Genomic DNA, 14,573 nt, shown 5'->3' with positions numbered 1-14,573 from the left:
CGCTCAGACGCCCTTGTTGTTCGGGTTCTTGTAGATCTCGCGCACCGCGTCCGACATCGGGAAGTTCAGGTTCGCGTTCTTCGGCGGAATCGGCGAGAGGAACCACTTGGTGTACAGCTGCTCGATGGCGCCCGACTTCATGAGGCCGGTGACGGTCTCGTCCACCAGCGCCTTGAACTGCGGGTCGTCCTTGCGCAGCATGATCCCGTAGGGCTCCTGGCGCAGCGACTCCTTCAGCAGCTTGTAGTCGCCGGGGTTGGTGGCGCTGGCGACCATGCCGGCGAGCTGCACGTCGTCGAGCACATAGGCGTCGGCGCGGCCGGTGGACAGCAGCAGGAAGCCGTCGGAGGTGTCCTTGCCGGCGATTTCGTTCACTTCGATGGCGCCGCTCTTGCGCGCGCCGCGCAGCAGCTGGATCGAGGTGCTGCCCGACACCGTGGCCACGTTCTTGCCGTTCAGGTCGCCCAGCGAGTTGATGCCCGAGGCCTTCTTCACCGCGGCGGTGATGTTGGTCACGAAGTGGCTGGGCGCGAAGTCGACCTGCGCCTGGCGCTGCGTGGTGTTGGTGGTGGTGGCGCAGTCGAGATCGACGGTGCCGTTCTGCAGCAGCGGAATGCGGTTGGTCGAGTTCAGCATGGTGTAGCGCACATCGATCTTGGCGAGGCCGAGCTTGGCCTTCACCGCGTCGACGATCTTCAGGCAGATGTCGTTGGTGAAGCCGATGGGCGCGCTGTCGGCGCTGAGCTTGTACGAGAACGGGATCTGGCTGTCGCGCGCGCCGATCTGGATCGTGCCGCTCTCCTTGATCTTCTGCAGCGTGCCGCCGTCCTGGGCGCTGGCGGCGCCGCCGGCGATAGCGAGCATGAAGCCGATGCCGAGCGCGAGGGGCAGTTTCTTGAAGTTCATTGGAGGTTCCTTGAAAAGTCGAGAAAGGTCGAGAAAGGTCGAGAAGAAAGGGAGAAGGGAGGGCCTCGGGGCGTGGCCTGGGGCGCATCTTCTGCCTGCCGACGAATTTCTAAAAGCGATTTTTTGTGATCGAATCGCATGAATAAAAGCGTTCTTTCAGCCCGCTTCTCGCCCTTTCGTGCCTTTCAGCAGGAGCCACGCACCGTGATGACCTTCAAGCAACTCGAAGCCCTGTACTGGATCGGCCGGCTCGGCGGCTTCGCGCAGGCCGCCAGCCAGCTCAACGCCTCGCAGTCGGCCATTTCCAAGCGGGTGCACGAGCTGGAGCTGCTGTTCGACACCGAGCTGTTCGACCGCAGCCAGCGCACCGCGCGGCTCACCGAGAAGGGCGAGGAGATGTTCGTGCTCGCGCAGAAGCTGCTGGCGCAGCGCGACGCCGCGGTCGAGCAGTTCGGCAAGCCCGGCGTGGTGGAGCGGCGCATTCGCATCGGCGTGACCGAGCTCACCGCCATGACCTGGCTGCCGCGGCTGGTCGGGCTCATCCAGCAGCACTACCCCAAGGTGATCCTAGAGCCCGACGTGGACGACAGCCTGCAGCTGCGCGACAAGCTGATGGCCGACGAGCTCGACCTGGTCATCGTGCCCGACACCTTCGCCGACTCGCGCCTGCCGCACAAGCTCATCGGCCAGGTGCGCAGCGCGTGGATGTGCAAGCCCGGCGTGGTGAGCGTGGCGGCGTCGGGCGGCACGGTGCGGCTGCACGAGCTGGCGCGCCACCGCATGCTGGTGCAGGGCAACAACTCGGGGACCGGCCGCGCGTACGACGCATGGATGAAGGAGCAAGGCGTGCAGCCCGCCAACGTGATCGTGGTGAGCAACCTGGTGGCGCTGACCGGGCTCACCGTGTCGGGCCTGGGCGTGAGCTACCTGCCGCGCCAGTGCCTGGAACCGCTGGTGGCCGCGGGCATGCTCGCGGTGATCGATGTGACGCCCGCGCTGCCGGTGGTGCGGTACGTGGCGATGCACAAGGGGGAGCACCGCAGCGCGCTGACTTCTTCGATCGTGATGCTGGCGCAGGCGTGCTGCGACTTCACGCGGATGTTTCAGGCGCAGGGGGAGCTGGGGGAGCTGGGGGAGCCGGGAGAGCTGGCCGAGCTGGATGGGCCGCCCGGGCAGGCAGGCGAAAGGGCCGCGCGCGATTGACCTGCTCGCGCGGCCACGGGCGCCACGCCGCGAGCGGCGGGCGCCTGGCCTGTCGCCCTACTTCTTCGCCAGCGACGCGCGGTAACTCAGCGCGTACGCCAGCTTGCCGGGCTTGGGCTGGTCCACGCCCGTGTTCAGCGCGGCCAGCGCAACGGGGTCGTAGGCCTTGGTGAGCTGGCCCATGAGCGTGGCGGTCAGGCCCGACGAACCGATGATGGTGTTCGGGTCCGCACGGTTCATCAGGCCGGAAGCCGTGCCGATGGCCTGCAGGTAGCTGGCCGCGTCGGTCAGCGTGTAGGCCGACAGGTCGACGTTCTGCGGTGCGGCCTTCAGCCACTCGGACCAGTAGAACTCCAGGAACTCGGTGCTGTTGGCAGGCTGCGCGTAGCCGAGGTCGCGCGTGAAGTACAGCAGCGCACGGTAGGGGTCGTCCTGCAGGCCGTTGTTCAGGCCCAGCTGCTGCGGCAGGTCGGCCGGCGTGATGGCGCGGCCGTCGGGCAGCTTGAGCCAGGTGGTCTTGCGCGCGCGCATGCCGCGCCAGAAGGTGGCGTTGTTCTGGTCCATGAAGTTGCCCTTCATGACCACCGGCACCTTGACCTCGGCACCGCCGCCGTCCGGCGCGTCCCAGAAGCTGGTGAGCGTGTGGTGGCCGTCCGTGAGGTACAGCACGCCGCGCGGGCCGACCACGGCCGACTTGAGCACCGTCGCGTCGACGGTCTTGCCCGAGCAGGTGAAGGTGCTCGGGTCGGTGAGCTTCGAGGTGCCGGCGATGACGCTGCCGTTCTTGGAATCGGTCAGGCCCGCGGCTTCGCAGTAGTCGCCGAACTCCTTCTTCCACTCGGTCGAGCCGTTGGCGGTGTTGCGGTAGCGCGCCTGCTTGTAATAGACCTGGTCGTAGCCGATGGCAGGCTGCGTGGGGTGCGCGTCGCCGATGCGGATGGTCATGACGGCCGTGTCCTTGGCGGGCGCGGCGGCATAGGTGGTGAGCACCGGCTGCACCGGCAGCGCACGGCACACGCCCGAGATGTTGCTGGCCGCGGCGGCGCCCGTGCTGGCGCCGGTGCCGATGAAGTACGCGGTCTGCTTGCCCACGGGCAGCAGCAGGCGCGCGGCCTTCCGGGTGTCGGCCCACTGGCCGGCGACCAGGCCGTTCACGCCGGCGGTGGCCGAGGTGGCGGCGCCGCCGATGGCCGCGTTGGCGCTGAGCGCCACGTCGGTGTCGATGGTGTCGGTCTGCAGCAGGCTGGCGCCCACCGAGACGAAGTTGCGTTGCGTGCGGCCGGTGGCCGTGCCGGTGGTGGCGCCGAGCTCGGGCTGGCTGCACAGCCATTCGCCGTCGAGCGCGGTGGCGGGCAGCGCCAGCGCCGCGTTCTGCAGCACCCAGGTGCCGGTGCGGAAGCTGCCGTCGGCGGCGGTGCTGAACTCGTCGGCCAGCAGCGTGGCCGCGCCCGATTGCGCGTTGACCATGACGCGGCCGATGCGCTGGCCGTCCAGCGTCAGGGCGAGTGCGCCGGGGTAGGTCTTCTGGTCGGCTTCGGCGGCGAGCTTGCCGGTGTGGGCGTCGGCGCAGTTGTCGGCGTAGGCGCCGCCCAGGCAGGCGCGCACGGTGCCGTCGGCCTTCAGGTTCAGCTGGCCGAACGCGGACGCGGGCGCGCCTTGCTGCACGCCCTTGGCGTTGTAGCCGGCCGTGAGCTTGATGAAGCTGTACACGCCGGCCAGCGTGGCGACATCGGCCACGCCCTGGTTCGACGCGGCGATCTCGCCCTGCAGCACCGAGCCGTCGGCCGCCTTGAGGTTGGGCACCTGCGCGAGCGAACCGCTGAGCAGGCTGCCGTCGAGCTGGAAGCGCAGCGCCAGCTTGGGCAGCGCGGCGGCGAGCGCGTCGGGCACGCCGCTGCCGGCGAGCACCGCGAAGTTGCCGGCCAGCAGCGAGCCGTCGGGCTGGGTGGCGTAGCTGGCGGTCAGGGCGCCGGCCAGGCCGAAGCGTGAGTCGACGAAGCGCAGCGTGAGCTTGCCCGCCGCGGGCTGGTCGAGGGTGATGGACACCGTGTCGCCGAAGCTGGCCGTGCCCGAGTACTGCGCGCCGCCGGCCAGCGGCTGCAGCGCGACGGCGGGCGTGTCAGTGTTGTTGTTGCCGGGGTTGGCGGCCGCGGGGCCGCTGAAGGGCACGAAGCTGCTGCCGCCCCCACCGCCACCGCCACAGGCCGCCAGCGACAGGGCCGCAAGGCCGGCCAAGCCCGCGGCGCGCGCGCGGGTCCATTGAAAATTCTTGTTCATGAGGGTCCACAGGAGAGGGCTGGAGCACGCCGGCGCAGGCAAAGCTGCCATGGCCGAAAGCGGCCCGATTCTGTGAACTTAAGGTGACAGACACGTGACGATGTGTGTCTGGAACGGCTGGAAGGCCGATAGCAAAAACATCTATCGAAGGTAAATCTATCTGCAAAAAGCCGCTGGCAACCCGTGAGTTTCCCGCGAGTCGCCCGTGAAGGCCTCAGCGAAAGCGCTTGGTGAACTCGCGGACCACGCCGATCACGGTCGCGGCGCCGAGCAGCTTGATCGGGTAGCGCGTGTTCAGCGGCTTCAGGTACAGGTCGCCGCCGTCGCGAATGAGCTGCTTGAACGTGGTTTCATTCGAATCGTTCAGGGCGATGACGTAGTCGCCAGGCACGGCCGCCATCTCGGGCTCGACGATGATCAGCGAGCCATCGGGAAACGAGTCGCCCGTTTCGCCGACCATGCTGTCGCCGTGCACCCGCAGCGCATAGGTGTGCTGCTTGACGGGCACCGTGACGGGCACGGTGTCGAACTTTCCCTTGGGCTTGAAGTTGTCGATGACGGTGTAGTTGCCCGCCTCGACCTCGGACACCAGGGGCACCTCAGCGCGCATGTCGAAACCCGGGCTGACGTTGGTGCCGCCGGAAACCAGCTCCGCCACCGACACGCCGAGCAGCTCGGCCACGCGCGGCTGGTTGGTTCGCTTGGGAGCAGTACCGCCCGGTTTTTCCCATTGTTGTACGGCACCACGACTCACCCCGACGGCGTCAGCAAACTGCTGCTCGCTCATGCCGAGACGCTTGCGACCTTCGCGAATAAGTTGATGAATGCTCACAGCCGGGGAGGCTATGCCTTCGTCGAGATAGAAAACTAATCGATGATAGCGATTCTGGCAGCGAAGGGAAGCCGGGGAATGCGATGAGAAAAGGCGTCAATCGGCGACGCCGACACCCGACACGGGGTGGAGCTGACGCAATGCCTGGGACAGCTGGATCGCAAGGTCGCGCGCGCCCGGTTCACCGCGCGACATGGCGTCCAGCGCCTGCTCGTAGTCGTCGGTGAGCTGCTTCCACAACGCGAAGTCGGCGCCCAGGTTGTCGGCGTCCTTGTCCATGGGTTGCTCCTGTCTTGACACCCGTCCAATCCGTCAATGGCTCGAGTGTGACGTTTTTTCTGTCCCAGTGTTAGAACTTTTGGAAGCTTAATCCGAGGCTCCCACTGAAATGAGGAACAACCCATTCGTGGTGATGGGCTTCAGCGCTAGGTTCTTCAGGCCCCGCGCGTCAGCATCCGGCCCGCCCGCGCGAGCACCCGCGCCTGCGGCTCGCCGCCGCGGTAGGCCAGCACGCCGTTGACGAACACCCGCTCCACGCCCAGGCTCACGCCGTGCGGCTGGTCGTAGGTGGCGGTGTCGGCGATGGTCTCGGGGTCGAACACCACCACGTCGGCCATGGCGCCCGCGCGCAGCAGCCCGCGGTCGGCGATGCGCAGGTTGCGCGCGGTCATACCGGTCATCTTGTGCACCGCCTGCTCCAGCGTGAAAAGCCGGCGCTGGCGCCAGTAACGCGCGAACACGCGCGGAAACGCCCCCCACAGCCGCGGATGCGGATGCCGGTCGTGCGGCAGGCCGTCGCTGCCGATCATGGTGAGCGGGTGCGCAATGACGCGCTCCACGTCTTCCTCCTGCATCTGGAAGTAGCAGGCGCCGCCGGGCTTCAGCCGCAGGCAGGCCTCCTGCTCGGTGGTGCCCCACTCGCGCGCGATGTCGGAAAGGAGCCGCCCCGTCATCTCCGGGTGCGGGTCGGACCAGGTGAGCAGCACGTCGATCACGCCGTCGACCAGGTCTTCGCGCAGCACGGTGGAGCCAGCCACGTAGGGGTACACGTCCATCGCGATCTTCTGGCGCTGCGCCATCGCCTCGATCAGCGGCAATGTTTCCTTCGTGCGGCCCCAGTTGGCGGGGCCGGCGCACTTGTGGTGCGAAATGACCAGCGGCACGCCCGCGGCGAAGGCCGAGTCGCCGGCCTCGTGCAGCGCCTCGATGATCTGCTGCATCTCGCTGCGCAGGTGCGTGGCGTACACGCCGCCGTGGCGGGCCACCACGCGCGCCAGCGCCGTCACCTCTTCGGCGGGCGCGGCAAAGGCCTCTTCGTAGAACAGGCCCGAAGACATGCCGTGCGCACCGTCGGCCATGCAGCTGTCGAGCAGTGCCTCCATGCGCGCGAGCTCGTCGGCGCTGGCCGGGCGGTCGAGCGCCTGCATGGTCGCGAAGCGCAGCGTGGTGTGGCCGATGAGCGCGGCCACGTTGAGCGCGGGCTGCGTGGCATCGACCGCGGCGCGGTACGCCGCCATGGTGGCGTGCTGGAACGACTCGGCCCCCAGCAGCGTGAGCGGCGGCTTCGACTGCGGCGTGCGGTACGGCGCGAGCGAAATGCCGCAGTTGCCCGTCACCACCGTGGTGATGCCCTGCGACACCTTGGGCAGGCACAGCGGGTCGCGCAGCACGATGGCGTCGTCGTGCGTGTGCGCGTCGATGAAGCCGGGCGCGATGACCTTGGCGCGGCAGTCGACCACGTCGATGTCGGCCAGCGCCAGGCCTTCGGGCAACCGCTCGCGCAGGTCCTCGCCGAGCGCGACGATGCGGTCGCCCTGCAGCAGCACGTCGCCGGGCCACGAAGGGCCGCCCGAGCCGTCGACCACGAGGCCCGCTTCGAGCAGGATGGCTTTGCTTGAGTTCGCACTCACGATGCGCCTTTCTTGCGGATGTTGTTGTTGTCGCTGGCGGTGTTGTTGATGCCGCCCCCGTCCCAGCTCTGCAGCGGGTGGGTGGTGGCGTCGATGCCGTGGCGCTGGAACGCCTCGCGCGCACGCTGCAGGCGCTGCACCGCGGGCTCGCCGCGGCGCTGGGCCACCAGCACGGTCAGTATCTCGATGGCGGTCAGGTGCGTCAGGTAGGCGTCGATGCCCACGTGCATCACCGCGTCGTCGGGCACCGAGAGCCCGAGCAGGAAGTCGGCCTTGGCCGCCAGCGCCGTGCCGGGCCGCGTGAGCGCGATCACCTTGGCACCCTGCCCGCGCGCGATGTCCACCGCGTCGAGCAGCGACGGCATGCCGCCCACGTGCGAAATGGCGATGACCACGCCGCCCGGGCGTTGTGCGGCACCCGCCACCTGCTGCAGGTGGTAGTCGGCCCAGGCGTTGGCCGACAGGCCCAGTCGAAAGAGCCGCGCCTGCAGGTCGTTGGCCATGAACCACGAGGTGGCGCCCGCCCCGTACAGGTCGACGTGCGGCGCCGCCGCAATGGCGGCCACGGCGCCGTCGAGCACCTGCATGTCCAGCTGTCCGCGCACGCCCGAGACCGAGGCCGCCGCGCTGCGCGCGATCTTGCCGACCACCTCGTCGGCCGCGTCCTCGATGTTCACGCGGCGGTGCAGCGGCGAGCCGCCCAGCGCCAGCTCCTGCGCGAGCGCGAGCTTGAACTCGCGCAGCCCCGCAAAGCCCAGGTCGCGGCAGGTCCGCATGATGGTGGGCACCGAGCTGCGCGAGCGCTCGGCCAGCTGCTCGAAGCTCTCTTCGAGCACGCGGTCGGGGTCTTCGAGGATCAGGTCGAGAATCGCGCGCCGCGTCGCCGGGGCGTCGCTGCGGATCTGCGCGATTTTCTGGAGCAGGGAGGGGGTCATCGGCGCGCGTTCAGAAGTGCATGGCCACCGCGTCGCTGACGCGGTAGTCCTGTTCGACCACCGGCATCCAGTGCCATTTGTCGAAGGTGGTGCAGGGGTGCGAAATGCCCAAGCCGACGCGGTCGCCGACCTTGGGCGCCTCGCCCTCCTCGCTAGCGTCCCAGCGCAGGTAGGCGTGCTGGTCGTTCAGCGCGGTGATCTTCCAGCCCGCGGGCACGTCCTGCGGCGTGAGCACGCCACGCGCCGCGCGCGCGATGGGCACGGGCAGCGACAGGTCGAAGGAGATGTCGCGCTTGCCCACCGCCAGGATCGCCAGGCCCAGCTCGGGGCGCGACTGCACCGTGGCCCACACCTCCATCGCAGGCACCAGGCTTTCGCCGCAGCCGCAGCCCAGGCGCTCGTCCACCGCGTTCACCATGCGCTTGTAGAAGCCGTGGTCGTGCGTGACGTAGCAGCCCGAGCGCAGCAGGCCGCGCACGGGCGAACCCAGCGCGGGCTTCAGCCGCCCCGCCACCAGGTCGAAGATGGCCGAGCCGCCGGCCGAGACCAGCACCTCGTCGGTCTCGAAGAGCTGCTGCGTGTCGCAGTGGCGGGCCACGGCCTCGACGCGGTCCATCAACGTCTTCGCGTAGGCCGTGTCGGGCTCGCTGGCGCCGGTGGCGCCCTGCCCTTCGTAGGTCTCGATGCCCACCAGCTTCACCGCGTCGCTGGCGCGCAGCCGCGTGGCCAGCGCGACCGCCTCTTCGTGCGTGCGGCAGCCGGTGCGCGCGCCTTCGACGCCGATCTCCAGCATCACCTCGAAGGGCACGCCGCCGGGGTGGCGTTTCGTCCAGTCTTCGATCAGCGCGAGCTGCGCCAGCGAATCGACCAGGAACACGATGCGCAGGCCCGCGTTGGCCTTCAGCAGCATCTGGATGCCGCCCAGGTCTTCGTCGCTCACCACCTGGTTGGCGATGAGCGTGCGGCGCGCGCCGGCGGCCACGCCCACGGCCAGTTGCGTGACGGTCGCGAAGGTCAGGCCCCAGGCGCCCGCGTCGAGCTGGCGCTGGAACAGCTGCGGCGACATGGTCGTCTTGCCGTGCGGCGCCAGGTCGATGCCCCACTCGCGCACGCGCGCCTGCATCCACGCCAGGTTGTGCTCCAGCGCCTCGCGCTTGAGCACGGCCAGCGGCAGCGGCAGGTCGCCGGCGAGCACGTTCCACCCGGCGGCGCCCACTTCGCTGCGGCGGCGCGGCGCCTGCGTGCGCGGGTAGCCCTTGAAGCGGTCGCTGAGCAGCGGGTCGTTGAAGTCGTTGGCGGGAGCTTTGGCGGATGCGGGTGCGGGTGCGGTGGCGGCTTGGTCGGTCATGGTCATGCGGCGATGTTGGAGAGCAGTTCCTTGCGGATGCAGGCGCTGTAGTGTCCGGTGGAAATTTCGTCGAGCGGCGGCACGGTCTGCGCGCAGGCCTCGATGGCGTGCGGGCAGCGCGTGCGAAACACGCAGCCCGAGGGCGGCGAGATGGGGCTGGGAATGTCGCCCTTCAGCGCGATGCGCTCGGTCGCCAGCTCGGGGTCGGGCTTGGGGCTGGCGGCCAGCAGGGCCTGGGTGTAGGGGTGCGAGGGGCGCGCGAACAGCTCGTCGGTGGTGGCCACCTCCATCACCTTGCCCAGGTACAGCACCACCACGCGGTCGCACAAATACTCGACCACGTCGAGGTCGTGCGAGATGAAGAGCATCGTCAGCCCGAGCCGCTCGCGCAGGTCGGCCAGCAGGTTGATGACCTGCGACTGGATGGACACATCGAGCGCCGACAGCGGCTCGTCCGCCACGATGAACTCGGGCTCCACCGCCAGCGCGCGCGCCACGCCGATGCGCTGGCGCTGCCCGCCCGAGAACTCGTGCGGAAAGCGGCTGGCGTGCTCGGCGCGCAGGCCCACGGTCTCTAGCAGCTCGGCGATGCGCTTGTCGCGCGCGGCGGCGCCCTTGTGCAGGCCGTGGGTGGACAGCGCCTCGCCGAGGATGGCGCTGATGCGCATCTTCGGGTTCAGGCTGGCGTAGGGGTCCTGGAAGATGATCTGCAGCTTGCTGCGCAGCTTGCGCATGCGCTCGCCGGAGAGCGCGCCGATGTCGTCGCCGCGGTACAGCACCTGGCCACTGGTGCGTTCGAGCAGGCGCAGCACAGTGCGCCCGATGGTGCTCTTGCCCGAACCCGATTCGCCGACCAGGCCCAGGGTTTCGCCGGGCTGGATGGCGAAGGACACGTCGTCGACCGCGCGCACGGGGCGGTCGCTGCTGCCGAAGTATTTCTTGAGTCCGCGGACTTCGATGAGGGGCGCTGCGGTGGTCATCGTGGGTGTTGGCTATTGGCTATTGGTATTGGCCCCCTCCCCCAGAGGGGGAGGGGGCAAGACCGGAACACGGCGCGGGTCATGCGGCTCTCGGCAGCGCCTGCCCCGGCTGCACGCGCACACACCGCGCCTCGCGGCCATGGTGCGTTTCGATCAACGGCGGCATCGCCGCGCTGCATTCCGGCAGCGCCAGGTCGCAGCGTGGCTCGAAGGCGCAGCCGGGCGGCGGCGCCAGCGGGCTCGACACCTGCCCGCGAATCGCGAAGAGCCGCTTCGGCTTGGGCTGCCCCGGCACGCGCGCCTTGCCCGGCAGGCAGGCCAGCAGCCCCTGCGTGTACGGATGCTCCGGCTGCGCGAACAGCGGCCGCACCGGCGCGCTCTCGACCACGCGGCCCGCGTACAGCACCACCACGTCGTCCGCATGGTGCGCGACCACGCCCAGGTTGTGCGTGATGAACAGGATGCTCATGCCCGTCTCGGCCTGCAGCCGGCGCATCAGCTCCAGGATCTGCGCCTGGATGGTCACGTCCAGCGCGGTGGTGGGCTCGTCGGCGATCAGCAGCGTCGGGTCGCAGGCCATGGCCAGCGCGATCATCACGCGCTGGCGCATGCCGCCCGAGAGCTGGTGCGGGTACTCGTGAATGCGCTGCGCCGCCGCCGGAATCTCCACCAGCTCCAGCATGCGCAGCGCATGCGCCATGGCGGCCTTGCGGTCCAGCCCCTTGTGCAGGCGCACGCTCTCGGCGATCTGCTCGCCGATGGTGAACACCGGGTTCAGGCTGGTCATGGGTTCCTGGAAGATCATCGACAGCTGGTTGCCGCGCAGCGAGCGCATCTCGCGCTCGCCGATCTGCAGCAGGTCGAGCGTCTTGCCCTCGCGCGTGACGAACGACGCGGTGCCGCTGACCTGCGCGTTCGCGGTCTTGGGCAGCAGGCGCATCAGCGTGAGGCTGGTCACCGACTTGCCCGAGCCCGACTCGCCCACCAGCGCGGTCGTCTTGCCGGGCTGGATCGAGAAGCTCACGTCGGCCACCGAGCGCACGAGGCCGTCCTCGGTCGGAAAGCTGGTGCTCAGGTTGCTGACGGCCAGGCGCGGGGTGGAGGTGCTGTTCGTCATCACGATGTCTTCTTGAGCTTGGGGTCGAGCAGGTCTCGCACGCCGTCGCCCAGCAGTTGCAGCGACAGCGCCGTGAAGATGATCGCCAGCCCCGGGAACAGCACCACCCAGAAGGCCTGGTGCGCGTACTGCTGGCTGCCCGCGACCATGGTGCCCCAGGTCGGGATCTCGGGCGGCACGCCGACCCCGAGAAACGACAGCCCCGCCTCGGCCAGGATGGCGTACGCGAAGATGAACGACACCTGCACCAGGATCGGCGACATCAGGTTCGGCAAGATGTGCCGCCACAGGATGCGCGAGGTGCGCACGCCCAGCGCGCGCACGGCTTCGACGAACAGCAGCTCGCGCACCACCAGCGTCGACGCCCGCACCACCCGCGCCACGCGCGGCGTGTACACCAGCACCAGCGCCAGCACCGTGTTCAGCAGCGAAGGCCCGAGGATGGCCACCAGCGCGATGGCCAGCAGGATGTCGGGGAAGGACATCATCGCGTCGACCACGCGCATCAGCGGCGTGTCGAGCCGGCGGAAAAAGCCCGCCATCAGGCCCAGCACCGTGCCGGCGACGACGGCGCCGAGCGCCGTGAGCGCCGCGATGGCCAGCGAGTAGCGCGCGCCGTGCACGATGCGCGAGTACATGTCGCGCCCCAGCTCGTCGGTGCCCAGCAGGTGCTCGGCGCTGGGGGCCTTCAGGCGCTCGAGCACGGCCGTGTCGTTGGGGTCGGCGGAGGCGAAGATCGGCGCGCCGATCGCCAGGATGGCGATCACCAGCAGCACCAGGGCGGAAACCATCACGATGCGGCGGTGCATCAGCTGGCGGAGCATTCTTGGCATTTGCATTCTTCAGACCTTCACGCGCGGATCGACAACGGCGTACAGCAGGTCGATGGAGAAATTGATCAGCACGTAGATCGCGGCAATCACGAGCAGCGCCCCTTGAATGACCGGGTAGTCGCGCCGCAGCACGGCGCTCACCACCAGGTTGCCCACGCCGGGCAGGCCGAACACGGTCTCGGTGATGACAGCGCCGCCGATCATCAGCGCCACCGTCAGGCCGATCACCGTGACGATGGGGACCAGCGCGTTGCGCAGCGCGTGCTTGAGCACCACCGTGCTCTCGCTCAGGCCCTTGGAGCGCGCGGTGCGCACGTAGTCTTCGCCCAGCACGTCGAGCATGGAGGCGCGCGTGAAGCGGATGATGAGCGCCGAGTTCAGCAGGCCCAGCACGGCCGCGGGCAGCACCAGCGCGTGCAGGCGCTCGCCCAGCGCCGCGTCGGGCGCGCCGTAGCCCGACACCGGGAACCAGCCGAAGGACACCGCGAAGATCTGGATCAGCACGATGCCGAGCCAGAAGCTCGGAATGCTCGCGCCCAGCATTGCGATGCCGGTGAACAGCTGGTCGACCACGCGCCCGCGGAACACCGCCGACACGATGCCGCAGGGCACGCCGATGAGCGCCGCGATGGCCACCGCCATCAGCGCGAGCAGCGTGGTGGGTTCGGAGCGCTCCCACAGCGCCTGCGTCACCGGGCGCTGCAGAAAGATGGACGTGCCGAGGTTGCCCTGCAGCACCTCGCGCAGCCAGTAGCCGAACTGCACGGGCAGCGGCTTGTCCAGCCCGTACTCCTTCTGCACGCGGGCGATGTCGGCCGCGGTGGCCTGGTCGCCCAGCAGCACCGACACCGGGTCGCCCGAGGCCGCGCGCGTGAGCACGAACACGAGCACCGCCACGATGGCGAGCACCACCAGCATGCCGAAGGCGCGCGAGGCGATGTAGCGGAACATGGATTTCTTCATCACGCGGAAAACTCGATGGCGGCGGCGCTGCCCACGGCCACGTACTGGCCGGTGAAACGGATGTCGCCCTTGTGCACGCGGAACACGGTGACGTTGTCGCCCTGCTTGTTGTGGCACACGTAGAGAAAGCGCCCGCTCGGGTCGAGCGTGCAGCTGCGCGGGTAGTTGCCGCGCGTCCACTCCTCGCGCACCAGCGTGGGCGCGCCGGTGCGCGCGTCGACCTTGAACAGCGAGATGGCATCGTGCAGCCGGTTGAGCGACACGAAGTGCTGGCCGTCGGGCAGCATGCGAATGCCCGAGGCGTAGCTGGTGCCCTTGAAGCCCCGCGGCAGCGCCGAGGTTTCGCTCACCAGGACCAGCACGCCGGTGGCGCTGTCGTAGCGCATGAAGGCGATGGTCGAGGCCTCCTCGTTCACCAGGTACAGCCACTTGCCGTTCGGGTGGAACACGAAGTGCCGCGCGCCCGAGCTCTCGGACACGGCCACCGTGCTCGGCTGGCTCAGCACGCCGGTGATGCGGTCGAAGCGATAAGAGATGACGCGGTCCAGCCCCAGGTCGGCCACCAGCACGAAGTTGCCCTTCGGGTCGGCATGCACCATGTGCGCGTGCGGGCCGTCGTGGTCGCTGGTGGCGAAGCCCTCGTGCGCGCGGGCGGCGGCCGGCACCACGTCGGCGCCGGGCTTGCAGGGCGTGCCGGCGCCGCAGGCGTCCACGTCCTTGTAGACCACGGCGGCGGTGCCCGCGTCGGGCGTGCCGTCGGCGCGCAGCGCGATCACGCTGACGTCACCGCTCGCGTAGTTGGCGGTGAACAGGAAACGGCCCTCGGGGTGCACGCTGATGTAGGCCGGGTCCTTGCCGCCGCAGGGCGTCTCGGACACGAACGACAGCGCGCCGTCGGCGCCGATGCGAAAGGCCGACACCGAGCCGGCCTCGAACTCGTTGGCCGCGTACAGCATCGGCAGCTTCGGGTGGCGTGCCAGCGACGCGGGGTTGCGCAGCTTCGCGCCCTCGCCCGTGCTGGCCACCGCCGGCGGCGCGCCGGCGATGGGCTTGAGCGCGCCGGTTTCGCCGTCGAGCACGAACTGGTGCACGCCCAGCCCGCGCCCGCCGCGCCACGGCTTGCCGCCGTCGCTGTAGGTGCCGACGTAGGCGTACACCGGGCCGGGCCTTGCGGCCGGCGCCGCGGAGGCGATGGACGGGTCGAGGCCCAGGGCCCCGAGGCCGGAGGCCAGTGCGCTGGCTTGCAGGAGTTGGCGACGCGATGGCATG

13 protein-coding genes are annotated in these 14,573 nt (G+C 69.3%); 1 reads left to right on the top strand and 12 read right to left on the bottom strand.

Annotated features, from left to right (window positions below; all coding sequences use genetic code 11):
* Positions 1 to 3: 3 nt before the first annotated feature.
* Positions 4 to 906, bottom strand: coding sequence for a transporter substrate-binding domain-containing protein (locus AB6807_RS18035; RefSeq protein WP_371085600.1), 903 nt, complete (start codon positions 904 to 906; stop codon positions 4 to 6).
* A 207-nt stretch (positions 907 to 1,113) separates the two neighbouring features.
* On the opposite strand from AB6807_RS18035, the gene AB6807_RS18030 reads away from it, so the two are divergent.
* A complete protein-coding gene (locus AB6807_RS18030; RefSeq protein ID WP_371085599.1) occupies positions 1,114 to 2,109 on the top strand; it encodes a LysR family transcriptional regulator in 996 nt (331 codons plus the stop codon).
* Between the two features lie 57 nt (positions 2,110 to 2,166).
* Here AB6807_RS18030 and AB6807_RS18025 read toward each other — a convergent pair whose 3' ends face one another.
* The 11 genes from AB6807_RS18025 to AB6807_RS17975 form a co-directional block, all read right to left on the bottom strand.
* Complete coding sequence (locus AB6807_RS18025) at positions 2,167 to 4,386, bottom strand: ParB/Srx family N-terminal domain-containing protein (protein ID WP_371085598.1); 2,220 nt, start codon at positions 4,384 to 4,386, stop codon at positions 2,167 to 2,169.
* A 214-nt stretch (positions 4,387 to 4,600) separates the two neighbouring features.
* Positions 4,601 to 5,218, bottom strand: coding sequence for a LexA family transcriptional regulator (locus AB6807_RS18020; protein WP_286513114.1), 618 nt, complete (start codon positions 5,216 to 5,218; stop codon positions 4,601 to 4,603).
* Between the two features lie 96 nt (positions 5,219 to 5,314).
* The gene (locus tag AB6807_RS18015) at positions 5,315 to 5,497 is read right to left on the bottom strand and encodes a hypothetical protein (protein ID WP_116908487.1); all 183 of its coding nucleotides are present in this window, start codon (positions 5,495 to 5,497) and stop codon (positions 5,315 to 5,317) included.
* A gap of 155 nt (positions 5,498 to 5,652) precedes the next feature.
* Entirely contained in the window at positions 5,653 to 7,128 is a 1,476-nt protein-coding gene (locus tag AB6807_RS18010; protein ID WP_371085597.1) for an amidohydrolase family protein, read from the bottom strand.
* Positions 7,125 to 8,063 carry a MurR/RpiR family transcriptional regulator gene (locus tag AB6807_RS18005; protein WP_116908489.1) on the bottom strand — a complete coding sequence of 313 codons (939 nt, stop codon included), beginning with the start codon at positions 8,061 to 8,063 and terminating at the stop codon, positions 7,125 to 7,127. Before AB6807_RS18005 ends, AB6807_RS18010 begins: the two co-directional genes overlap by 4 nt.
* A 10-nt stretch (positions 8,064 to 8,073) precedes the next feature.
* Positions 8,074 to 9,411 (bottom strand): amino acid deaminase, encoded by a 1,338-nt coding sequence (locus AB6807_RS18000; RefSeq protein ID WP_371085596.1) that lies wholly within the window; start codon positions 9,409 to 9,411, stop codon positions 8,074 to 8,076.
* Between the two features lie 2 nt (positions 9,412 to 9,413).
* Complete coding sequence (locus tag AB6807_RS17995; RefSeq protein ID WP_371085595.1) at positions 9,414 to 10,391, bottom strand: ABC transporter ATP-binding protein; 978 nt, start codon at positions 10,389 to 10,391, stop codon at positions 9,414 to 9,416.
* A 79-nt stretch (positions 10,392 to 10,470) separates the two neighbouring features.
* Positions 10,471 to 11,508 (bottom strand): ABC transporter ATP-binding protein, encoded by a 1,038-nt coding sequence (locus AB6807_RS17990; protein ID WP_116908491.1) that lies wholly within the window; start codon positions 11,506 to 11,508, stop codon positions 10,471 to 10,473.
* A complete protein-coding gene (locus AB6807_RS17985; protein WP_116908492.1) occupies positions 11,508 to 12,347 on the bottom strand; it encodes an ABC transporter permease in 840 nt (279 codons plus the stop codon). The genes AB6807_RS17990 and AB6807_RS17985 overlap by 1 nt, the downstream gene beginning before the upstream one ends.
* A 3-nt stretch (positions 12,348 to 12,350) precedes the next feature.
* Entirely contained in the window at positions 12,351 to 13,292 is a 942-nt protein-coding gene (locus tag AB6807_RS17980; RefSeq protein WP_371085654.1) for an ABC transporter permease, read from the bottom strand.
* Positions 13,293 to 13,303: 11 nt separating this feature from the next.
* Complete coding sequence (locus AB6807_RS17975; RefSeq protein ID WP_371085594.1) at positions 13,304 to 14,572, bottom strand: lactonase family protein; 1,269 nt, start codon at positions 14,570 to 14,572, stop codon at positions 13,304 to 13,306.
* Position 14,573 lies beyond the last annotated feature (1 nt).

Origin of the sequence: Variovorax sp. RCC_210 (assembly GCF_041355175.1) — a bacterium.
Lineage (GTDB): Bacteria > Pseudomonadota > Gammaproteobacteria > Burkholderiales > Burkholderiaceae_C > Variovorax.
Note: the sequence above shows the minus strand (reverse complement) of the source record. Positions and strands in the feature narration are given on the sequence as shown.

Bases quoted from the DNA above. Each gene is read 5' to 3' on its own strand.
- AB6807_RS18035 (WP_371085600.1), bottom strand. From the start codon at position 906: ATGAACTTCAAGAAACTGCCCCTCGCGCTCGGCATCGGCTTCATGCTC.
- AB6807_RS18030 (WP_371085599.1), top strand. From the start codon at position 1,114: ATGACCTTCAAGCAACTCGAAGCCCTGTACTGGATCGGCCGGCTCGGC.
- AB6807_RS18025 (WP_371085598.1), bottom strand. From the start codon at position 4,386: ATGAACAAGAATTTTCAATGGACCCGCGCGCGCGCCGCGGGCTTGGCC.
- AB6807_RS18015 (WP_116908487.1), bottom strand. From the start codon at position 5,497: ATGGACAAGGACGCCGACAACCTGGGCGCCGACTTCGCGTTGTGGAAG.
- AB6807_RS18005 (WP_116908489.1), bottom strand. From the start codon at position 8,063: ATGACCCCCTCCCTGCTCCAGAAAATCGCGCAGATCCGCAGCGACGCC.
- AB6807_RS18000 (WP_371085596.1), bottom strand. From the start codon at position 9,411: ATGACCGACCAAGCCGCCACCGCACCCGCACCCGCATCCGCCAAAGCT.
- AB6807_RS17995 (WP_371085595.1), bottom strand. From the start codon at position 10,391: ATGACCACCGCAGCGCCCCTCATCGAAGTCCGCGGACTCAAGAAATAC.
- AB6807_RS17990 (WP_116908491.1), bottom strand. From the start codon at position 11,508: ATGACGAACAGCACCTCCACCCCGCGCCTGGCCGTCAGCAACCTGAGC.
- AB6807_RS17985 (WP_116908492.1), bottom strand. From the start codon at position 12,347: ATGCAAATGCCAAGAATGCTCCGCCAGCTGATGCACCGCCGCATCGTG.
- AB6807_RS17980 (WP_371085654.1), bottom strand. From the start codon at position 13,292: ATGTTCCGCTACATCGCCTCGCGCGCCTTCGGCATGCTGGTGGTGCTC.
- AB6807_RS17975 (WP_371085594.1), bottom strand. From the start codon at position 14,572: ATGCCATCGCGTCGCCAACTCCTGCAAGCCAGCGCACTGGCCTCCGGC.